The organism is Actinomadura madurae, assembly GCF_047130825.1.
Taxonomy (GTDB): Bacteria; Actinomycetota; Actinomycetes; order Streptosporangiales; family Streptosporangiaceae; genus Spirillospora; species Spirillospora madurae.
Map to the genome: position 1 here is coordinate 7,538,527 of NZ_CP083237.1, position 19,891 is coordinate 7,558,417.

At 72.6% G+C, this 19,891-nt stretch carries 18 protein-coding genes; 12 read left to right on the forward strand and 6 right to left on the reverse strand.

Going from position 1 to position 19,891, the window contains the following annotated elements; translation table 11 throughout:
* Window positions 1–51: 51 nt before the first annotated feature.
* Window positions 52–2,271, reverse strand: a complete 2,220-nt coding sequence (locus K8Z49_RS34840) for a DUF4132 domain-containing protein (protein ID WP_412516168.1) — start codon at window positions 2,269–2,271, stop codon at window positions 52–54.
* A gap of 205 nt (window positions 2,272–2,476) precedes the next feature.
* Between K8Z49_RS34840 and K8Z49_RS34845 the strand changes: the two genes are divergently transcribed.
* The gene (locus K8Z49_RS34845) at window positions 2,477–3,847 is read left to right on the forward strand and encodes an alkaline phosphatase PhoX (RefSeq protein ID WP_412516169.1); all 1,371 of its coding nucleotides are present in this window, start codon (window positions 2,477–2,479) and stop codon (window positions 3,845–3,847) included.
* 181 nt (window positions 3,848–4,028) lie between these two features.
* Here K8Z49_RS34845 and coaA read toward each other — a convergent pair whose 3' ends face one another.
* On the reverse strand, window positions 4,029–4,970 hold the full coding sequence (gene coaA / locus K8Z49_RS34850; RefSeq protein ID WP_021594503.1) for a type I pantothenate kinase: 942 nt from the start codon (window positions 4,968–4,970) through the stop codon (window positions 4,029–4,031).
* Window positions 4,971–5,093: 123 nt separating this feature from the next.
* Here coaA and glmS point away from each other — a divergent pair, with 123 nt between their 5' ends.
* The 3 genes from glmS (at window position 5,094) to K8Z49_RS34865 (ending at window position 8,981) form a co-directional block, all read left to right on the forward strand.
* Window positions 5,094–6,938, forward strand: coding sequence for a glutamine--fructose-6-phosphate transaminase (isomerizing) (gene glmS, locus K8Z49_RS34855; RefSeq protein WP_412516170.1), 1,845 nt, complete (start codon window positions 5,094–5,096; stop codon window positions 6,936–6,938).
* 124 nt (window positions 6,939–7,062) lie between these two features.
* Window positions 7,063–8,007 carry an ABC transporter ATP-binding protein gene (locus tag K8Z49_RS34860; protein WP_412516171.1) on the forward strand — a complete coding sequence of 315 codons (945 nt, stop codon included), beginning with the start codon at window positions 7,063–7,065 and terminating at the stop codon, window positions 8,005–8,007.
* Between the two features lie 5 nt (window positions 8,008–8,012).
* A complete protein-coding gene (locus K8Z49_RS34865; protein WP_075023928.1) occupies window positions 8,013–8,981 on the forward strand; it encodes an ABC transporter permease in 969 nt (322 codons plus the stop codon).
* 163 nt (window positions 8,982–9,144) lie between these two features.
* On the opposite strand, the gene K8Z49_RS34870 is transcribed toward K8Z49_RS34865, so the two are convergent.
* The 3 genes from K8Z49_RS34870 to K8Z49_RS34880 form a co-directional block, all read right to left on the reverse strand.
* On the reverse strand, window positions 9,145–9,351 hold the full coding sequence (locus tag K8Z49_RS34870; RefSeq protein ID WP_075023892.1) for a DUF397 domain-containing protein: 207 nt from the start codon (window positions 9,349–9,351) through the stop codon (window positions 9,145–9,147).
* A gap of 260 nt (window positions 9,352–9,611) precedes the next feature.
* Window positions 9,612–9,833, reverse strand: coding sequence for a DUF397 domain-containing protein (locus K8Z49_RS34875; protein WP_075023891.1), 222 nt, complete (start codon window positions 9,831–9,833; stop codon window positions 9,612–9,614).
* Between the two features lie 40 nt (window positions 9,834–9,873).
* Window positions 9,874–10,734 (reverse strand): helix-turn-helix domain-containing protein, encoded by an 861-nt coding sequence (locus K8Z49_RS34880; RefSeq protein ID WP_021594498.1) that lies wholly within the window; start codon window positions 10,732–10,734, stop codon window positions 9,874–9,876.
* Window positions 10,735–10,960: 226 nt separating this feature from the next.
* Between K8Z49_RS34880 and K8Z49_RS34885 the strand changes: the two genes are divergently transcribed.
* On the forward strand, window positions 10,961–12,469 hold the full coding sequence (locus K8Z49_RS34885; RefSeq protein WP_075023889.1) for a bifunctional ADP-dependent NAD(P)H-hydrate dehydratase/NAD(P)H-hydrate epimerase: 1,509 nt from the start codon (window positions 10,961–10,963) through the stop codon (window positions 12,467–12,469).
* Between the two features lie 143 nt (window positions 12,470–12,612).
* Here the strand turns inward: K8Z49_RS34885 and K8Z49_RS34890 are convergent, their stop codons facing one another.
* Complete coding sequence (locus tag K8Z49_RS34890) at window positions 12,613–13,491, reverse strand: helix-turn-helix transcriptional regulator (RefSeq protein ID WP_412516172.1); 879 nt, start codon at window positions 13,489–13,491, stop codon at window positions 12,613–12,615.
* A 137-nt stretch (window positions 13,492–13,628) separates the two neighbouring features.
* Here K8Z49_RS34890 and K8Z49_RS34895 point away from each other — a divergent pair, with 137 nt between their 5' ends.
* The 7 genes from K8Z49_RS34895 (at window position 13,629) to rimI (ending at window position 19,879) form a co-directional block, all read left to right on the forward strand.
* Window positions 13,629–14,657: a zinc-dependent alcohol dehydrogenase family protein gene (locus K8Z49_RS34895; protein ID WP_111832388.1), complete on the forward strand. Its 1,029-nt coding sequence runs from the start codon at window positions 13,629–13,631 to the stop codon at window positions 14,655–14,657.
* 144 nt (window positions 14,658–14,801) lie between these two features.
* Window positions 14,802–15,926, forward strand: coding sequence for an alanine racemase (alr, locus tag K8Z49_RS34900; protein WP_111832853.1), 1,125 nt, complete (start codon window positions 14,802–14,804; stop codon window positions 15,924–15,926).
* A gap of 11 nt (window positions 15,927–15,937) precedes the next feature.
* Entirely contained in the window at window positions 15,938–17,014 is a 1,077-nt protein-coding gene (locus K8Z49_RS34905) for an alpha/beta fold hydrolase (RefSeq protein WP_021594493.1), read from the forward strand.
* Entirely contained in the window at window positions 17,011–17,481 is a 471-nt protein-coding gene (tsaE, locus tag K8Z49_RS34910; RefSeq protein ID WP_021594492.1) for a tRNA (adenosine(37)-N6)-threonylcarbamoyltransferase complex ATPase subunit type 1 TsaE, read from the forward strand. The genes K8Z49_RS34905 and tsaE overlap by 4 nt, the downstream gene beginning before the upstream one ends.
* A 126-nt stretch (window positions 17,482–17,607) precedes the next feature.
* Complete coding sequence (locus K8Z49_RS34915) at window positions 17,608–18,675, forward strand: hypothetical protein (RefSeq protein WP_412516173.1); 1,068 nt, start codon at window positions 17,608–17,610, stop codon at window positions 18,673–18,675.
* Between the two features lie 35 nt (window positions 18,676–18,710).
* A complete protein-coding gene (gene tsaB, locus K8Z49_RS34920; RefSeq protein WP_021594490.1) occupies window positions 18,711–19,391 on the forward strand; it encodes a tRNA (adenosine(37)-N6)-threonylcarbamoyltransferase complex dimerization subunit type 1 TsaB in 681 nt (226 codons plus the stop codon).
* 20 nt (window positions 19,392–19,411) lie between these two features.
* On the forward strand, window positions 19,412–19,879 hold the full coding sequence (gene rimI, locus K8Z49_RS34925) for a ribosomal protein S18-alanine N-acetyltransferase (protein ID WP_033330102.1): 468 nt from the start codon (window positions 19,412–19,414) through the stop codon (window positions 19,877–19,879).
* Window positions 19,880–19,891: the final 12 nt, after the last annotated feature.

Consider the following 19,891-nt stretch of genomic DNA (forward strand, 5'->3'; position numbering starts at 1 on the left):
CCTCGACCGGTTGAACCTGCCGTCCACCGATCGGTGGACGGCAGGCCCGCCTCAGCCGGTGACGCGGGTCAGCTCGGCGATGATCTCGGACGCGGTCACCGGGTCGAGCGCGCCGAACGGGTGCCCCGTGCCGGAGTAGCGGCCCGTCATCAGCATGACGCGCTCGATGGTCTGCTCGGCGTACTCCTCCGGGGACAGGACGCGGATGCCGGGCTCGACGGCCACCATCACGTGCCGGCCGTCCGGTGTCATCAGGTTCACCTGGCGGCGGAACCCGCCGGTCTCCTTGTCACCGAGCTCCCAGCCGCGGGACGTCATGCCGAGGAACCTGCCGAAGTGGGCGGTGCGCCCCTCGAAGCGCGCCAGGCGGGTGCCGTCGCGTTCGTCGTCCGCGAGCACGTGCACGGGACGCCCGAGCTGCTCGAACGGCTGGAGGACCTCGTAGTCGGCGAAGACCGAGGCCCAGGCCGCGACGGTCTTCTCGTCGAGCAGGACCGGGTGCGGGAGGGTGACGGCGGTGTCCGGCGGCAGGGTGAACTCGTCGTCGTGGACGTCGGCGAGCGTGCCGTCCTCGGCCACGCGGAACACCGCGTCCCCGGCGGCCCACACGAGGCGCCGGGCGATGTGGCCCATCAGCGGCTGCTCGACGAAGAGGGCGCGGAACTCCTCCGGCGTCCAGGACCGCCCGGTCACCATCGCGCGCTCCAGGCGCTTGATCTGGTCGGCGGCGACCGTCCGGGCCTCCTTCTTGAGGTCGGCGAAGCGCTTGTAGGCGGCCGGCGCGAGGGTCTCGTCGTCCTTGACGCCGGGCTTGGGCAGCGACTTGCGGGGCTTGCCGTCCTCGTCGGTCACGAACGGCTTGAGCTGCTCGTCGAACCCGACCACGAACCGGCGCCCGCCGTAGTCGAGGGTCATCCTTCCGTCGGCGTCCAGGTCGAGGTCGGGGACGAGCCGGTCCGCGAGCTGCTCGGAGGTGAGCCCGCGCTCCCTGGCGACGGCGTTGAGCCGGCCCTGCGCCTGGGGACGCATGTGCTTGGCGTCGGCGGCCCGGCGGGCGAGCCGGTCCAGATGGCGCAGCGTGGCGTCTCCGGGCGTGTCGATCGCCATGAGGACGTCCAGCGCCGTCAGACCCTTGAACGTCCAGGTGTAGTAGTTGTCCCAGCGCGCCATCCGGGCGGCCAGGCGCGCGGCGGTGCCGGCGTCGCCGAGCCGCCGCAGGGCGTACTGCACGCCCGGCGCGGCCCACAGCCCGCTGGAGCGGTCGTTCACGCACAGGGCCCAGGCGAAGTCGGCGAGAGAGCCGGGATCGCACAGGTCGATGACCTGCTCGCACCCCGGATAGGGGTCCTTGGGCGTGGAGATCAGCAGCATGGTCACGAAGTTCCGGGCGGCCCGCACCGGCAGTGCCCGCTCACGGCCGCGCAGCAGGATCCGTGGGAGCTTGTCGCGGACGACCTCCTCGTCCCATTCCGGCAGCTCGTCGGGGTACTGGTCGAGGGGATCGGTGCGCAGCGCGCCCATCGCCGCGACGGCCTCGTCCCCGTACCGCCGCGCCGCCTCGACGAGGCAGTCCCCGCCGTGCTCGCGGCCGATGAGCATGAGGCCCTGCTCGGCCTTCGTCCGCTTGGGGCCCGGCTTGCGCAGCGCGTCCGGGATGACGAACGGGGCCGCGGCCGGGCCGTGCCAGCCGAACCAGAGCCGCGCGGCCTCGTCGACGCGGCCGAGCGCGTTGACCATCAGCGCCGCCGTGGCGTCGTCCAGGAACGGGACGAGGGCCTCCGCGCATCTGATGTGCTCCTTGGCCGCGTGCAGGATCAGCCTGTGGGCGGCGATGCCGCGCCGGGCGGCGAAGTGCTTGAGCGGGATCCGGTACACCCAGCCGGCCCAGTCGTCGTGGTAGCGCTCGTCGGCGAGGAGCTCGTCCGCGAGGTCGCCGGGTCCCTGCATCACCAGCCGGTGGTACCTACGGCTGCGCTCCCCGCCCCGCGGCTCGCCCAGGGCGGCGCCGCTGCGGTAGTGCTCGGCCACCGCGTCCCAGTCGGTGTCCTCGGGAAGCGGTTCGTACGCTTTCGCGAAGCCGTCCGGAGTCTTCAGCCACTCCTCGCGCAGGCCGGGCGGCCACGACTCCTCGGCGGGCGTCTTAGGGCGCTTCAGCCCCTTCAGGACGACCGGCTCCGCGTCCGCCCGCCTCGGGCCGGTCCAGGGCGGCTCGACGAGCAGGCGGGGCAGCGCGCTTTCGGGGGCGTCTTCGATGCGGGGGTTCTCTGTCATCGCTCCGGTTTCAGGGCAGGGGTCGCTTCTTGATCGTCCGACGCCGGCGCGGACCCCGGAGTTCCGGCCGCCGGCCATGCCGGCGACACCGGTTCTTGACGACCACCTGCACGGCACTGTGCATGTGTGCCATACCGGTGCGGTGAGACCCGTGTTACAACGGCCTGGGAGGTCTTTGATCGTTCCAGAACCAGGGAGTGTGCCCATGTCAGTCTCGCGCCGCCAGCTCCTGGCGGGGACCGGTGCCGTCGGGGCGGGGATCGCCTTCACCGGCGCCGTCGAGCAGTTGTTCGCCGGGGCCGCGTCCGCGGCGCCGACCGGCGGCCACGACGGGTACGGGCCGCTCGTGCCCGATCCGAAGGGCCTGCTCGACCTGCCGCGCGGGTTCCGCTACACCGTCCTGTCCCGGGAGGGTGAGCCGCTGCGCTCGGGAGAGGGGCCCGTGCCGAGTCACTGCGACGGCATGGCCGCCTTCCCCGGACGCGGGGGCCGCACGTGGCTCGTCCGCAACCACGAGAACCGTCCCGACGCCGAGAACCGCGTGCCGCCGGTCAAGGGCGTCACCTACGACCCGGCCGGCCTCGGCGGCTGCACCGCGCTGGAGGTCGACCGCGCCGGGCGCGTGCACACCGAGCGCGTCGCGATCGCCGGGACGGCCGTCAACTGCGCGGGCGGCCCCACCCCGTGGCACACCTGGCTGACCTGCGAGGAGACCGAGGACAAGGCCGGGACCGGCGACTACACCAAGGACCACGGGTTCATCTTCGAGGTCGACCCCTATCGGCAGGAGCGGACCGTCCCCGAGCCGCTGACCGCGATGGGACGGTTCCAGCACGAGGCGATCGCCGTCGACCCGCGCGACGGCACGGTCTACGAGACCGAGGACGCGTTCGAGAAGCCGTTCGGGCTGTTCTACCGGTTCCTGCCGAAGAAGCCGCGCGGCGGGTTCGGCAGCCTGCGCGCCGGCGGCCGGCTGGAGGCGCTGTGCGTCCCCGACGTCCCCGACCTGTCGGCCGTGCGGGAACCCGGCACGGTGTTCCGGAACGTCGAGTGGAAGAAGGTCCCCGACCCGCTGGCGAAGGAGACGGCGATCCGGTTCCAGGACTTCGGGCCGGGCGGCGTCACGCACGCGCAGAAACTGGAGGGCTGCTACTGGGGCGGCGACCGCGTCTACTTCGTGTCGAGCTTCGCGAAGACGGCCGAGGGGTCGCGCGCCGACCACTTCGGGCAGGTGTGGTCGTACGAGCCGCGGCACCGCCGCCTCACCCTGGTGATCGTGTTCGGCCCGGACTCCGACGTGCAGAAGCCCGGCGAGTCGCCCGACAACATCTGCCTGGCGCCGCAGGGCGGCCTGATGGTCTGCGAGGACGGCGGCGGCGCCCAGTACGTCTACGGCGTGTCGCGCCGGCGCACGGTCTACCCGGTGGCCCGGAACCGGCAGAACACCGGCACCGAGAGCGAGCCCGAGTGGGGCGAGTTCGCCGGCGTCACCTTCAGCCCCGACAACCGGACGATGTACGTCAACGTCTACGACCCGGGCACCACCTTCGCCGTCACCGGCCCCTGGAGCCGCTAGCCCCTTCCCGGCCGGTATCGCGACCACGCAAGTGCCTCAGGCGTGCGATCGCGTCCGAAGGCAGGTTCAAGCGAAGCGAGAACCTGATCGCGCAGCGAGCCGCAAGGCGAGCCGGAGCGATGCCGGCGATCGCCGGATCTCTCGACGATGGAAGGCCGCCAGGCCCGAAGGAGGAGAGAGATCAAATTCTACGGAGCCGGACGCGCTGGACGGCGTGGTCGCGGTCCTTGTGCAGGACGAGGGTCGCGCGGGCGCGTGTCGGCAGGATGTTGGAGACGAGGTTGATCTCGTTGACGTCCCGCCACACGCGCTGCGCGAACGCGGCCGTCTCGTCCTCGTCCAGTTCGTGCGCGTACTTGTGGAAGTAGGAGCGCGGGTCGGTGAACGCGGTGCGGCGCAGCGCGAAGAGCCGGTCGATGTACCACTGGCGGATGTCCTCGACCCGCGCGTCCACATAGATGGAGAAGTCGAAGAAGTCCGACACGCCGAGGGCGCCGGCCGGCGGCGCCTGCAGCACGTTCAGGCCCTCGACGATGAGGATGTCGGGCCGCCGGACGGTCTGCTTCGCGTCCGGGACGATGTCGTACTCCAGGTGCGAGTACACCGGGATCGACGCCTCCTCCGCGCCCGCCTTGACCTCGGACACGAACCGGACGAGGGCGCGCCGGTCGTAGGACTCGGGGAAGCCCTTGCGGTCCATGATCCCGCGCTCGGAAAGCACGGCGTTCGGGTACAGGAAGCTGTCGGTGGTGACCAGCTCCACGCTCGGATGGTCCGGCCAGCGCGCGAGGAGCGTCCGCAGCAGGCGGGACGTCGTGGACTTGCCGACCGCGACGCTGCCCGCCACGCCGATGATGAACGGGGTGGGCCGCACCTCGCCGCCGAGGAAGCCGCTGACGGTGTCGCGGAGCCGCCCGTCCGACTGGAAGAACAGGTTGAGCAGCCGGGACAGCGGCAGGTACACCTCCTCGACCTCGGTGATGTCGATCGGGTCGCGCAGGCCGCGCAGGGCGTCCAGCTCGCCGGGCGTGAGCGGCAGGGGCGTGTTCTCCCGCAGGCCGCGCCAGTCGTCCCGGGAGAGTTCCACGTAGGGGCTCGGCACGGTGTCCCATCCGCTCGTCATGCCTGAACAGTAACCGGGCAGGTCAGCCCGTCACCGGGTTTTCACCGGGCGTACACGTTAGTGCCAGGCGTCTACGCCCCTTGCAGGTAGGTCCCGGGCGGGACACCGAATAGAGTTGCCGCCATGTGCGGAATCGTGGGGTACGTAGGCGGCCGGTCGGCGCTCGACGTCGTCGTCGAGGGGCTGGCGCGGCTGGAGTACCGCGGCTACGACTCGGCCGGAGTGGCCGTGCTGGCCGACGGGAAGCTGGCGACGGCCAAGCGCGCGGGCAAGCTCGTGAACCTGCGCGGCGCCCTCGAAGAGGCGCCGCCGCCCGCGGGCACGCTCGGCATGGGGCACACCCGGTGGGCGACGCACGGCCCGCCGAACGACCGCAACGCGCACCCGCACGTCGACTGCACCGGCTCCGTCGCGGTCATCCACAACGGCATCATCGAGAACTTCGCCGAGCTGCGCGCCGAGCTGGAGGAGGGCGGGCACGGCCTGGTGTCCGACACCGACACCGAGGCCGTCGCGCACCTGCTGGAGGACGAGCTGAAGGCGGGCGGCGACCTCGCCGCGGCGATGCGCCGCGTCTGCCGCCGGCTGGACGGCGCGTTCACGCTCGTCGCCGTGCACACCGGCGACCCCGACCTGGTCGTCGGGGCGCGCCGCAACTCGCCGCTCGTCGTCGGGGTCGGGGACGGGGAGAACTTCCTCGCCAGCGACGTCGCCGCGTTCATCGCGCACACCCGGAACGCGATCGAGCTCGGCCAGGACCAGGTCGTCGAGCTGCGCGCCGGCGGGGTGAGCGTCACCGACTTCGAGGGGCGCCCCGCCGAGGTGAAGGAGTACCACGTCGACTGGGACGTGTCGGCCGCGGAGAAGAGCGGCTTCGACTACTTCATGCTCAAGGAGATCGCCGAGCAGCCGCGCGCCGTCGCCGACACGCTGCTCGGTCGGATCGGCACCGACGGGCGCCTGCGCCTGGACGAGATGCGCATCCCCGACCGGGAGCTGCGCGAGGTCGACAAGATCATCATCGTGGCCTGCGGGACGTCCTACCACGCGGGGCTGATCGCCAAGTACGCGATCGAGCACTGGGCCGGGCTGCCCTGCGAGGTGGAGCTGGCCAGCGAGTTCCGCTACCGCGACCCGATCCTGTCCCCGGCGACGCTGGTCATCGCGATCTCCCAGTCGGGCGAGACGATGGACGCGCTGATGGCCGTCCGGCACGCCCGCGAGCAGAAGGCCAAGCTGCTCGGCATCTGCAACGTCAACGGCTCCACGCTGCCGCGCGAGTGCGACGGCGTCCTCTACACGCACGCCGGCCCGGAGATCGCGGTCGCGTCCACCAAGGCGTTCCTCACCCAGCTCGTCGCCGTCTACCTCATCGCGCTCTACCTCGCGCAGGTGCGCGGCACCAAGTGGGGGGACGAGGTGTTCGCGATGATCCAGCTCCTGGAGCGGATGCCGGAGAAGGTGGAGAAGGTCCTGGAGACCATGGAGCCGGTGCGCGAGCTGGCCCGGTCGCTGGCCGGTGAGCGGTGCGTGCTGTTCCTCGGCCGCCACGTCGGCTTCCCGGTCGCCCTGGAGGGCGCGCTGAAGCTCAAGGAGCTGGCGTACATGCACGCCGAGGGCTTCGCCGCCGGGGAGCTGAAGCACGGCCCGATCGCGCTCATCGAGAAGGACCTGCCCGTCGTGGTCGTCGTGCCGCCCCGGGCGCGGGACGTCCTGCACGACAAGATCGTGTCCAACATCCAGGAGATCCGGGCCCGCGGCGCCCGGACCATCGTGATCGCCGAGGAGGGCGACGCGTCGGTCGAGCCGTACGCCGACACGCTGATCGCCGTCCCGGCCGTCCCGACGCTGCTGCAGCCGCTGGTCACGACCGTCCCGCTCCAGGTGTTCGCGTGCGAGCTGGCCACCGCGAAGGGGCATGACGTCGACCAGCCGCGCAACCTCGCCAAGTCCGTCACCGTCGAGTAGCCGGGCGTTTCCCGGAACCCGCGGGCGCCGCGCCGCGTCTCACCGGGCATCGGGACCGGTCTGCTCCCCGCGGGGATGATCTGCGCATCCCCCGACGGGCCGGCGCGGCGTCCGGAGGTGACGGGTGGGAGTAGACGGCGGCCTGGGGATCGAGGCGCGCGGAGTCGCGCGCCGCTTCGGCCCGGTCGAGGCGCTGCGCGGGCTGGACATCGCCGTCCCGTACGGCCAGGTCACGGCGCTCGTCGGGGCCAACGGCGCGGGCAAGACGACGCTGCTGCTGATCCTCGCGACCCTGCTCGCGCCCGACGCGGGCACGGTGCGGATCGCCGGGCACGACGCGCTCACCCGCCCCGCCGAGGCCCGCGACGCGCTCGGCTGGATGCCGGACACGTTCGGCGTGTACGACCAGCTCACGGTGGACGAGTACCTCGCGTTCTTCGCCGAGGCCTACGGGCTGCCGAAGCAGGAGCGCCCGCGCCGGATCAGGGCGCTGCTCAGCCTCGTCCACCTGGAGGACCACCTCGGGCAGCCCGTCCACGCCCTGTCGCGCGGGCAGAAGCAGCGGCTCGGGATGGCGCGGGCGCTCGTGCACCGGCCCCGCGTCCTGCTGCTGGACGAGCCCGCGTCCGGCCTCGACCCGCGCTCGCGCGTCGAATTGCGCGACCTGCTGCGCTCCCTGGCCGCGGACGGGGCGGCTGTGCTGGTGTCCAGCCACATCCTCAGCGAACTGGAGGAGATCGCCGACCGCGTCGTCCTCGTCGACCACGGCCGGACGGTCGGGGACCACGCGATGGCGGAGCTCGCCGGCGCGTCCGCCCGCGTCCGGTGGCGGATTCGCTCGCTCGACACCGGGCGGCTGGAGACGGCGCTGGCGGGGGCGCTCGACGGGCTGCCCTGGCTGGAGACCACCGGGCTCCCGGGCGGCGCCGAGGTCGGCCCGCTCACCGAGAACGAGGCCGCGGGCCTGCTGGCCGAGCTCGTCCGGGCCGGGGTGCCCGTCTGCGGGCTCGCCCCGGCCGGCAGCGCGCTCGAATCGGCCTACCTGGCGATGACCGAGAACCGGAGGTGACCGGCATGACCGCGCGCGGAATCGGCCTGGTGGCACGGCAGGAGATCAGGACGCGGCTGCGGACCGGCCGCTGGAAGATCCTGCTCGCGGCCTGGTTCGTCATCGTCAACGGGCTCGGCCTGATGTTCCGGCTCGCGCTGGAGGTGGACTCCTCCACCGACGAGGACGCGGGGATCCCGATGTTCGGCGGCGTCCTGCTCGGGGTGCTGGTGCTGATGATGCTCGTCACCCCGGCGCTCAGCGGCCAGTCGATCAACGGCGACCGGGAGCGGGGGACGCTCGCCACGCTCCAGGTCACCCGGCTCACGCCCGGCGACATCGCGCTCGGCAAGCTCGCCGCCGCGTGGGGGACCGGCCTGGTCACCCTGCTCCTGACGCTGCCGACCCTGCTGCTCCCGGTCGCCGAGGGCTCGATCGGGGTGGCGCGCGTCGTGGTCGTCCTCGCCGTCACCGGCCTGCTCATCGGCGTGGTGTGCGCCGTCTCGCAGGCGTGGTCGGCGCTGCTCGCCCGCAGCATCACCTCGGTGCTGATGTCGTACCTCACGGTGTTCGCCCTGCTCGCCGGGACGCCGCTGGTGTTCGCGATCGCCCTCCAGTTGACGGCGGAGCACCGGCCCGGCCCCTACGGCGGGTACAGCGTCGAGCACAGCGAACGCGTCTGGTGGCTGCTGTCGCCGAACCCGGTCGTCGTGCTCGCCGACGCCGCGCCGCGACTGCCGGAGGAGAGGATCGTCGTCGGCGACGAGGTGGTGAGCCGGTCGGCGTCGGACGACCCCCTGGGCGGGCTCAGCCGCAGCGTCCGCGACGTCCGCGAGGGCGAGGACGCCGACGACGGCGGCTCGGCGGAAGGGGGCGCGGTGTGGCCCTGGGGCCTCGCCTTCGACCTGGCCCTCGCCGCGGGCGCCGTGTCGATCACTGCGTCCCGGCTGCGAACCCCCGTCCACCGCATTCCCCGAGGCGTCCGCGTCGCCTGAATAAAGCGTCCCGCTGATCACCTCATCAAAACACGCCCGGCCCGGGCTCGTCCCGGCGCGAAAATATTCAGCGTGCTCCGGAACATCACACGTTCCCTGCCGCGGGATGCAATTCTCTTATTCGCTGAAATTCTCAGTCGCCGTGAAAGTTGCAGAGACTCTTTCAGGGGCGGTCGAAACGGCCGCGCTTGACCTCGTCGGTGAATCTGCGCCATTCTCCGGCGCCGAACGCGAGGATCGTCACCGCGTCCTCGGTATCGCGCACGGATATGGCGTCGGCGTCGAGCCGTGCGACCTCGACGCAGCCGTTGCTGGCGCCGCATCGGGTGCTCTTTCTCCATCGGGCGGGCGGTGTCCCACGGAAACTCATGACGGCTCCCTGCGTCGAACGGTGCCTTGGATTCGCGGCGGCGCTGCCGTGTTCAAGCACACGGTAACAAGATCGCAAAAAACGCCTGATCACCTCCGGGTAGCGCGGTACCCGTGGGTCAGGCGTGCCGAGGTGGTTCCAGAGTTGCCGGTGGGAGGCTCGTCGAGCCGGGTCGGTCGTGGACCCGGCCCGTACGGCGTGGCCCCCGGGGCGCCCTCGTGAGGCGCCGGCCAAGGGCTCAGAAGCGTGTCAACGCCCTGTCATCGGCCCAAATCGAATTCGCCCTTCTTGGCTCGATGGAGGAAGTCCCGCCACTCTCCCTGGGAGAACGACAGGACCGGGCTCTGCGTGCCGTGCTTGGCGTCCCGCGCCCCAATGAAAGGGGACGAACCAGCCAGTGTGGCGATTTCCACGCACGTGTTGCTCGCCCCGCAGTGGGCGCTTCTCCTCCACTGGGGAGCAGGAGTGGCGAAAGGGGACACTCGGTGCCTTTCACAAGGTTTGAGCCACTTAGCGGACCCGTCACCATGCGTCCTTGGCCTCGGCGATCCGCCGCCGTGATTCCTCGGTGTCCAGTGCCTGGCCTGCCAGGCTTGAATAGGCTAGCCGGTACATATAGGTAACAGCCTCATCCGCGAGGTGGCTGATTGTCAGGGATTCGGTGTGCACGATATCAGGAAATACGATGTCATGCACCGGTGAGAATTCCAGAAGGATAAACGATTCGGCCAACACCGAGTGTGCGATCCCCAACGGCAGGATCTGTACCGTCACGTTCGGCCGCTCGGTCATCCGGCACAGATGTTCGAGTTGCTCGCGCATCACCTTGTGGTCGCCGATCCGGCGCAGCAGAACCGCCTCGTCGAGAACCGCCGACAGTTCCAGGCCGGACGGCCCGTCCAGCAGTTCGCGGCGGCGCATTCGCACGTCCACCCGGCGTTCCAGTTCCTGCGGCGGGAGCGTGGCGAGGTCGCTCCAGCCGCCGATCACATGGCGCGCGTAGTTCTCCGTCTGCAGCAGCCCCGGAAAGACGGTGCTGCCCCATTCCCTGAGCGCGGTGGCCTCGGCCTCCAGGGCGATGAAGTCGGCGAGCGGGCTCGGCAGGTCGCGGTAGTCCTCCCACCAGCCCCGCTGCGCGGCGTCGTGCGCCAGCGAGATCAGGTCATCGCGCCGCGCCCCGTCCACCTCGTAGAGGTCGAGCAGGCGCCGCACGTCGCCGATCTTCGCGCCGGTCCGCGCGTTCTCGATCCGGCTGACCTTGGCGGTGGACCAGGCGAGCCGTTCGGCGACCTCGTCTCCGGTGAGGCCCCTGCGTTCGCGCAGCCTGCGGAGCTCGGCGGCCAGCCGCCGCTGCCGGACGGAGGGACCGCGGGAAGTGCTCATGGCTCGGGCCTCTCCAGTCCCGGCGGACTGATCTTGGCGCATTCTGCCGCACCGGGGGGTCGCGGCGCGAATACATCGGACCGGATGAAGAAGATTCTACGGCCGATGATTCGTATGCGCACATGACACCGAAAGTTGCACCGTAAGGTGCAATTGGCGCGGAGGCAGGGTTGGAGACCCGCCGCTCGTGGCACGCTGAGTGTGTGATCGACTTGGGGAGCCGCGGATGAGGTACGCGCACGAGGTCGGCAAGGTCCGGGCGGCGGAGCGCGCCCTCATGGCCCGGCTCCCCGAGGGCACGCTGATGCAGCGCGCCGCAGCGGGCCTGGCCTCGGTCTGCGCGCGCGTCCTGCCCGCCGTGTACGGGTCCCGCGTCGTCCTCCTCGTCGGCGGCGGCGACAACGGCGGCGACACCCTCTACGCCGGCGCCCGGCTCGCCCGCCGCGGCGCCCGCGTGCACGCCGTCCAGGCCGGCCCCAAGATCCACGAGGCCGGGCTGGCCGACCTGCGCGCCGCCGGCGGCCGGCTGCTCGGCGGCGGCGAGGAGGCCGCGATCGCCGGCGCCGACCTGATCATCGACGGCCTGACCGGAATCGGCGGGAGCGGCGGCCTGCGCGAGCCCCACGCCGCCTACGCCGCGCTCGCGTCCGAGTCCGCGGGCATCGTCGTCGCCTGCGACGTCCCGAGCGGCGTGGACGCCGGCAGCGGGCGCGTCGCGGGCACCGCCGTCCACGCCGACGTCACGGTCACCTTCGGCACGCACAAGCCGGGACTGCTGATCGACCCGGGCGCGTCCTACTGCGGTGTGGTCGAGCTGGTCGACATCGGGCTCGGCCCCGACCTGCCCGACCCGGACGTCGTCGCGGCCCGCCCGGTGGACGTCCAGCCCCCCGAACCCGGCCCCGAGTCCGACAAGTACCGCCGCGGCGTCGTCGGCATCCTCGCCGGCGGCGACGCGTTCACCGGGGCGGCCGTCCTCAGCGCGGGCGGCGCCGTCCGCGGCGGCGCCGGAATGGTCCGCTTCGCCTCCGTCGCGCACCCGGTGGAACTCGTCCGGCACCGCTGGCCCGAGGTCGTCACCACCGTCATCGAACCCGGTCGCGCCAAGATCCTGGAGCGCATCGGGCGCGTCCAGGCCTGGGTCGTCGGCCCCGGCCTCGGCACCGGAGCCGCCGCCGAGTCGCTCGTGGAGGCCGTCCTCACCACCGACCTGCCCGCGCTGGTGGACGCCGACGGCCTCACGGTCCTGTCCCGCCGCCGCGATCTGCTGCGCCGCGCCGCGCCGACCGTCCTCACCCCGCACGCGGGCGAGCTGTCCCGGCTCATCGCCGCCACCCGCGACGACATCGAGGCCGCCCGCCTCGACCACGTCCGCCGCGCCGCCGCCGAACTCTCCGCGACCGTCCTCCTCAAGGGCTCCACCACCCTGGTCGCCGAGGAGGACCGCCCCGTCCGCGTCAACCCCACGGGCACGCCCCGCCTCGCCACCGCCGGAACGGGCGACGTCCTCTCCGGCCTGATCGGAGCCCTGCTGGCCGGCGGCATGCCCGCCCTCGACGCGGCCGCCGCCGGCGCCTACCTGCACGGCCTGGCCGCCCGCCTGGCCGCCGCCCCCACCCCCGGCCCCGAATCCCCGATCAGCGCCGAAGACGTCATCACCGCCCTCCCCGCCGCCTTCCGGACCCTCGTGGCGCCTATGGCGGGGACGCCGGGTCCGGCGCCCGGGGGCGCCTGACCCGGCGTCCCTGCTGTGTTTATTGCAGTGCCCTTCTCCTTCGGGCCTGGCGGCCCTCCATCGTCGGGCACTGCGGGCGATCGCTGGCATCGCTCCGACTCGCCTTGCGGCTCGCTTCGCGATCGCGGCTCCTGCGGCAGGTGTCAGGTGGGGTCGGTGGCCTGGGTCGGGCTGGGGTGCGCGGGGTCGGGGGTGGTCCAGCTGGCGAGGAGGCTGAGTTTGTCCTCGGAGTCGCTGCCCGGTTCGGCGTTGTAGGCGATGAGGGTGAGGCCGTCCGTGGTGAGATCCAGGGACTCGTAGGCGAGGTGGAGGTCGCCGACGACCGGGTGGTGGAAGGGCTTGGCGCCGTTGTGGTGATGGCGGACGTCGTGGCGGGCCCAGCGGGTGCGGAAGTCCTGGCTGCGGGTGGACAGCTCGCCGATGAGGTCGGTGAGTGCCTTGTCGAAGGGGTCGCGGCCGGCCTGGGCGTGGAGGAGGGCGACGGTGGTGTCGGCGGCGCCTTCCCAGTCTCCCCAGAACTCGCGGGAGTGGGGGTCGAGGAAGGTGAAGCGGGCGATGTTCGGGACGGTGCCGCGGGCTGAGTCGATCATGGGCGCGTACAGGGCGCGGCCGAGGGCGTTGGTGGCCAGCATGTCGCTGCGGCCGTTCTTGACGAACGCCGGGCCGGTCATGGAGTCCAGGAGCCGCTGCACCGAGGGCCGGACCGTCGTCGAGGCGGCGCGGCGCCCGCGGCGCGGGGACGGGCCGGCGGCGCGGGCGAGGTCCTCCAAGTGGGTGCGGTCCTCGTCGCCCAGCCGCAGGGCGCGGGCCAGGGCGTCCAGCACCTGGTCGGAGACGCCGGACAGGTCACCGCGTTCCAGGCGCGAGTAGTACTCGACGCTGATGCCGGCGAGTTGGGCGACCTCGGCGCGCCGCAGGCCCGGGACCCGGCGGGTGCCGTAGGACGGCAGCCCGGCGTCCTGCGGAGTGATCCTGGCGCGGCGCGAGGTCAGGAACTCGCGGATCTGGCTGCGATGGTCCACGCCCTCCAGGCTAGGCGGGCTCGTGCCGAGGAGGGGTGCCCTGCCAGTACACCCTTCAGCAGTGCCTTCCACCCGATCGGGTCGGCGCCTTCTGATGGTGGTGCACGCAAGCGGAACGTGAAGAAGGAGTGAAGGTCATGCGTGGTGTGGTGTTGCACGCTCCTGGCGATGTGCGGGTGCGGGACCGCGAGGACCCGCGGATCGTCGAGCCGACCGACGCGGTCATCCGGGTGGCGGCGGCGTGCGTGTGCGGTTCGGACCTGTGGCCCTACCGGGGTGCGAACGGGCCGGTCCACGACCGGCCGATGGGCCACGAGTACGTCGGCGTGGTCGAGCAGGTCGGCGACGAGGTGCGGAACGTCAAGCCCGGCGAGTTCGTGGTCGGGTCGTTCTTCGCCTCCGACAACACCTGCGAGATCTGCCGGGCGGGCTACCAGTCCCGCTGCGTCAACGCCCAGCTGGTCGGGGCGTCCGGCACCCAGGCCGAGTACGCCCGGATCCCGCTGGCCGACGGCACCCTGGTCGCCGCGCCCGGCGTGCCCGGCGCGGATCTGGTCCCGTCGCTGCTGACCGCCTCGGACGTCCTCGGCACCGGCTGGTTCGCCGCCGTCGCCGCGGAGGCGGGGCCGGGCCGGACGGTGGCGGTCGTCGGGGACGGCGCGGTCGGCCTGCTCGGCGTCCTCGCGGCCCGGCGGCTGGGCGCCGAGCGGATCGCGATCTTCAGCCGGCACGCCGACCGGCAGAAGCTCGCCCTGGAGTTCGGGGCCACCGACGTGATCCCCGAGCGCGGGGACGAGGGCGTCGCGCGGCTCAAGGACCTCCTCGGCGGGCTCGGCGCGCACAGCGCGATCGAGGCGGTCGGCACCCAGGAGTCGATGATGCAGGCCATCCGCTCCACCCGGGCCGGAGGGCACGTCGGCTATGTCGGCATGGCTCACGACGTCCGGATTCCGGGTGACGAGCTGTTCTACTCCGGGGTGCACCTGCACGGCGGTCCGGCTCCGGTACGCCGGTTCCTGCCCGAGCTCATCCAGATGATCTGGGACCGCGCCATCGACCCCGGCCGGGTCTTCGACCTCGAACTCCCCCTGGAGGACGCGGCCGAGGCCTACAAGGCGATGGACGAGCGCCGCGCCATCAAGGCCCTGCTGCGCCCCGAGGGCTGACGGCGGCGGCCCCCGGCGGGTTGAACCTGGGAACGGACGTTTGCGTCTTAGTGGACGAAGAGTGTTCGGTTGGCGGGGCGTCCGGGCCGTGAGCTGGGCGATGATGCTCCGGGCAGGGCCGTGGGGGCGGCACACTTGGTGTTCATGAGGGTTCCTGTGGAGGCGCGGGTCGAGGTCGGTGCCATCGGCGGCAACGTCGGGCTGCTGCGCGAGCGCGCGCGGGGCGCCGAGGTGATGGCCATGGTGAAGGCCGAGGCGTACGGGCACGGGCTGGCCGAGGCGGCCCGCGCGGCGCTCGCCGGAGGCGCCTCGTGGCTCGGCGTCGCGAAGCTGGCGGAGGCGCTGCGGCTCCGCGACGAGGGCATCACCGTCCGGACGCTGGTGTGCGTGGGCGTTCCCGGCGAGCCCTACGCGGAGGCCGTCGCGCGGGACGTTGACCTGACCGTGGGGGCGGTCTGGCTCCTGGACGAGGTGGTCCGGGCGGCGGAGGCCGCGGGACGTCCGGCGCGCGTGCATCTCAAGGCCGACACCGGCATGTCGCGCGGCGGCGCGCGGGGCGGCGACTGGGACGCGCTGGTCGGCGCGGCGCTGAAGGCGGAGGCCGCGGGCCACGTCCGGGTGGTCGGGGCGATGTCGCACTTCGCCTGCGCGGACGAGCCGGGCCACCCGTCGATCGCCGCGCAGCTCGCCGCGTTCACCGACATGGTGGCGCACGCGGAGAAGGCGGGCGCGCGGTTCGAGGTGCGGCACCTGGCGAACTCGGCGGCCACGCTGACGCTGCCGGAGGCGCGGTTCGACCTCGTCCGCCCGGGGATCGCGACGTACGGGCTGACGCCGGTGCCGTCCCTCGGCACGTTCGGGCTGCGCCCCGCGATGACGCTGGCGGCGGACGCGGCGCTGGTCAAGCGGGTCCCGGCGGGCAGCGGCGTGTCGTACGGCCACACCTACCGCACCGAGCGGGAGACCACGCTGGCCGTGGTCCCGGCCGGGTACGGCGACGGCATCCCCCGGCACGGGTCGAACGTGCTGGAGGTCCTCGCGGGCGGGCGGCGCAGGAGGATCGCCGGACGGGTCTGCATGGACCAGTTCGTCATCGACCTCGGCGACGACGCGCTCGCCGCGGGGGACGAGATCATCCTGTTCGGGCCGGGCGACCGGGGCGAGCCGACCGCGCAGGAGTGGGCGGACGCGCTGGGCACGATCTCCTATGAGATCGTCACCCGCATCGGGTCCCGGGTACCGAGGGCGTACCCGGGAGGGGCGCTGTAGGGAGCGCGTGCATGGACAGCAAGAGCAGGCGCAGGATCGGCATCGCCGGTGTCGTGGCGGGTGTCGGCGCGGCGGGCGTGGGCGCGGCGGTCGGGCTGCGGCACCTCGCCGTCGGGCGGGTGCGGCTCCGGCCGGATCCGGACGCCGGCGAGCCGTTCGGCGAGCTGCGCGGCCGGGCGACGACCGTCGTCGCCGACGACGGCGTGCCGCTGCACGTCGAGGTGGACGGCCCCGAGGACGCCGATCTCACGGTCGTGTTCTGCCACGGCTACGCCCTCAACCAGGATTCCTGGCACTACCAGCGGCGCGACCTTCAGGGGTCGCTGCGGATGGTCTTCTGGGACCAGCGCAGCCACGGCCGTTCGGGACGCAGCGATCTCGCGAACGCGACGATCGAGCAGACCGGGGACGACCTGCGCGCCGTGCTGGAGGCGACGGTCCGGCCGGGCGCCCCGGTCGTCCTGGCCGGGCACTCCATGGGCGGGATGGCGATCATGGCGTTCGCGGACCGGCACCGGGAGCTGTTCGAGGAGCGGGTGGTGGGCGTCGCGCTGGTGAACACCTCCTGCGGGGATCTGGCGGAGATGACGCTGGGGCTCCCGATGGTGCTGGCCAAGGCCGTCCGGCCGCTCGCCCCGCGGACGCTGCGCGGCCTCGGCCGCCGCGCGGAGCTGGTGGAGAAGGCGCGCGGGCTGGGCGCCGACCTGGCGTTCGTCGTGACGCGGAAGATGGCGTTCGCCGACAAGTACGTCAGCCCGTCCGTGGTCGACTTCCTGGAGCAGATGATCCGGGCGACGCCGATCGACGTGATCGCGGAGTTCTACCCGGCGTTGATGGCGCACGACAAGGCCGGCTGCCTGGACGTCCTCGGCGGCGTGCCGGCGCTGGTGCTGGTCGGCGGGCGCGACCGGCTGACCCCGGCCGCGCACGGCCGGCGCATCGCCGAGGCGATGCCGGAGGCGGAGCTGGTCGAGGTGGAGCAGGCCGGGCACGTGCTGCCGCTGGAGTACCCGGGCGTGGTCACCGGCGGCCTGCGCCGGCTGATCGACCGCGTCCGTCCCGAGTACGCAGAGGAGCGCAGCGCGTGAGGGCCTTCACCATCACCGTCCCGACGGCGGAGGACATGCGCGAGCTCGGCCTGCGGCTCGCCGGGCGGCTGCGCGCGGGCGACCTGCTCGTGATGACCGGGCACCTCGGCGCGGGCAAGACGACGCTGACGCAGGGCATCGGCGAGGGCCTGAAGGTGCGCGGGCCGATCACGTCGCCGACGTTCGTCATCGCGCGGGTGCACCCGTCGCTGGCGGGCGGACCTCCGCTGGTCCATGTGGACGCCTACCGGCTCGGCGGATTCGCGGAACTGGACGATCTTGACCTGGACGCGTCCGTGGCGGAATCGGTGACGATCGTGGAATGGGGAGAAGGGCTCGCCGAGGGCCTCGCCGAGGACCGGCTGGAAGTGATCATTTCGCGCGGCGACGGACCCGGCGAGGAACGCGAAGTAAGGATCGTCGGGGTCGGTCATCGCTGGGCCGACCTGGAACTCGGCCCTGGATGACGATCGTCCGGCAACTTCTTCGGTTTTTGCCAGTCTGGATGGACCACTTTACGGCTACATGTCGTACTCTTTGCCGAACGAACCTCACCTTCGCGACCTATCGATTTCCAACGGGAGTGGGAACCGGTGAGTGGTAGCCATCGCAGCGGTAGTCACCGCGACAGCTACCGCGGTTCGGGCGGTGGCCACGAGTCTGACGGCGGTTACCGGCGGGACGGCGGTGGGTACGGCGCGGGCGGCGACGAGTACGGACGGTACTCGTCGGGGCGTTCGGGTAGCGGGCCCTACCAGAGAGAGACCGGGCCCTATGAGACCGGTAACGGCGGCTATCGTTCCGACAGCGGCGGATACCAAGCTGAGAGCGGCGGATACCGCACCGAGAGCGGGGGCTACCGCACCGAGAGCGGCGGTTACCGCACCGGCAGCGGCGGCTACAGGACGGACAGCGGCGGATACCGGTCCGGCAGCGGCGGATACCGCACCGGCAGCCACCGGGTCGTGCGCGACCGCCGTGCCGGACGGCGCTGGGCCGTCATCGTCGGCGGCGCCGTCGCGGGCATCGGCGCCTGCGTGCTGGCCGCGTTCGTCGTCCTGAGCGGGGTCGGCGCGAGCGGCGAGAAGGGCAGCGGGCAGGTCGTCGGCAGCGGCGCCTCCGAGAGCTCGCCGACGGCGAAGGGCGAGCGCGCCGCCGTCCCCGACTCCTGCACGATCGTCGGCGACGATCTGATCAACAAGCTGGCGCCCGACTCCGAGCGCAACGTGGCCGACAACTACCAGGGCGACGACCAGCAGAACCAGTGCGTCTGGGGCGCCTACGCGGGCGACCGGAAGCGGCAGCTCACCATAGAGCTCCGCGCGATCGCCGGCGGCGCCGACCAGACCCCGACGGACGCGGCCCGCAAGACGTTCACCACCGAGCGGACCGCCGACGAGTCCGGCAAGGCGCTGCTGGCCGGCCAGGAGCTCAAGGACAAGATCCGGCTGGAGGGCGTCGGCGACGAGGGGTACATCGTCTACAGCGTCGACGACAAGCAGGGCTCCGGCGAGGCCGTCGGCAACGTCCGGCTCGGGAACGTCCTCGTCACCATCCACTACTCGGGCTCCAACAAGGGCGGCCCGCTGGCGTCCCGTGACGCCACCGGCGGCGCCACCGAGGTGGCCAAGGCCGTGGTGACCGCGCTGAACCAGGGCTGACCATCCCCCGCCACTGACCGGTAGGCTTACAACCCGTGCTGGTCTTGGCTTTCGACACCGCGACCGCCGCGATCACCGTGGCGCTCTACGAGTGGACCCCGGGTGAGGGCGCGGTGCCGCGCGGCCTGGCCGAGGACGTCGATCCGCGGCGCCACACCGAGCTGCTCATCCCGTCCATCGCGGGGGTGATGGCGGAGGCCGGGGCCGCGTCCGGCGACCTCAGCGCGATCGCCGTCGGGGTCGGCCCTGGACCGTACACCGGCCTGCGCGTCGGTCTCGTCACCGCCCGCGCGATGGGCGAGGCGCTGAGCATCCCGGTGCACGGCGTCTGCACGCTGGACGTCATCGCCTGGGCCACCGGGAGGGACGAGCCGTTCGCCGTCGCGACGGACGCCCGCCGCAAGGAGGTCTACTGGGCGCGGTACCACTCGGCCCGCGCCCGCGCGACCGGGCCCGCCGTCGGGCCGCCGTCCGACGTCCTGGACGGCGCGCCCCACGGGCTCCCCGTGGTCGGTGAGGGCGCCGCCCTCTATCCGGACGTCCTCGGCGGTTCCGGGCACGAGCCGCTGCTGCCCACCGCCGGCGCCCTCGCCGAGCTGGCGATCGCGCGGCTGGCGGGCCTGAAGGTGCCGCCGCTCCTGCCGCCCGAGCCCCTCTACCTGCGCCGGCCGGACGCGAAGGAGCCGGGCCCGCGCAAGAAGGTGACGCCGGCGTGAGCGGGATCGTCCTGCGGCCCATGACCGGCGACGACCTGCCGGCGGTCCACCGGCTGGACCGCTCGCTGTTCCCCGAGAACGCCTGGAGCGAGGAGATGCTCGCCGGGGAGCTCGCCGACCAGCCCCGCACCCGCCACTACGTCGTCGCGGCCGACCCCGGCGGCGAGATCGTCGGCTACGCGGGCCTCGCCGCCGCGGGCGGGCAGGCCGACGTGCAGACCATCGGGGTCCGCGCGGACCGGCGCAAGCACGGCATCGGCGCCGCGCTGCTCACCGAGCTCCTCGACGAGGCCGTCCGGCGGCGCAGCGAGTCGGTGTTCCTGGAGGTCCGCGCCGACAACGACGCCGCCCACCGCCTCTACGAGCGGTTCGGCTTCACCCGGGTCGGCGTCCGCAAGCGCTACTACCAGCCATCGGACGTGGACGCGATCGTCATGTGCCGGACGCTCCGCGACCGTCCGCCCATCGGCTTCACCAGACCCGAGTGACCCGCGGGCACC

What these genes read in the sequence shown, in the direction of transcription:
- K8Z49_RS34840 (WP_412516168.1), bottom strand. Translation starts at nt 2,271, where the DNA reads ATGACAGAGAACCCCCGCATCGAAGACGCCCCCGAAAGCGCGCTGCCC.
- K8Z49_RS34845 (WP_412516169.1), top strand. Translation starts at nt 2,477, where the DNA reads ATGTCAGTCTCGCGCCGCCAGCTCCTGGCGGGGACCGGTGCCGTCGGG.
- coaA (WP_021594503.1), bottom strand. Translation starts at nt 4,970, where the DNA reads ATGACGAGCGGATGGGACACCGTGCCGAGCCCCTACGTGGAACTCTCC.
- glmS (WP_412516170.1), top strand. Translation starts at nt 5,094, where the DNA reads ATGTGCGGAATCGTGGGGTACGTAGGCGGCCGGTCGGCGCTCGACGTC.
- K8Z49_RS34865 (WP_075023928.1), top strand. Translation starts at nt 8,013, where the DNA reads ATGACCGCGCGCGGAATCGGCCTGGTGGCACGGCAGGAGATCAGGACG.
- K8Z49_RS34870 (WP_075023892.1), bottom strand. Translation starts at nt 9,351, where the DNA reads ATGAGTTTCCGTGGGACACCGCCCGCCCGATGGAGAAAGAGCACCCGA.
- K8Z49_RS34880 (WP_021594498.1), bottom strand. Translation starts at nt 10,734, where the DNA reads ATGAGCACTTCCCGCGGTCCCTCCGTCCGGCAGCGGCGGCTGGCCGCC.
- K8Z49_RS34885 (WP_075023889.1), top strand. Translation starts at nt 10,961, where the DNA reads ATGAGGTACGCGCACGAGGTCGGCAAGGTCCGGGCGGCGGAGCGCGCC.
- K8Z49_RS34895 (WP_111832388.1), top strand. Translation starts at nt 13,629, where the DNA reads ATGCGTGGTGTGGTGTTGCACGCTCCTGGCGATGTGCGGGTGCGGGAC.
- alr (WP_111832853.1), top strand. Translation starts at nt 14,802, where the DNA reads ATGAGGGTTCCTGTGGAGGCGCGGGTCGAGGTCGGTGCCATCGGCGGC.
- K8Z49_RS34905 (WP_021594493.1), top strand. Translation starts at nt 15,938, where the DNA reads ATGGACAGCAAGAGCAGGCGCAGGATCGGCATCGCCGGTGTCGTGGCG.
- rimI (WP_033330102.1), top strand. Translation starts at nt 19,412, where the DNA reads ATGACCGGCGACGACCTGCCGGCGGTCCACCGGCTGGACCGCTCGCTG.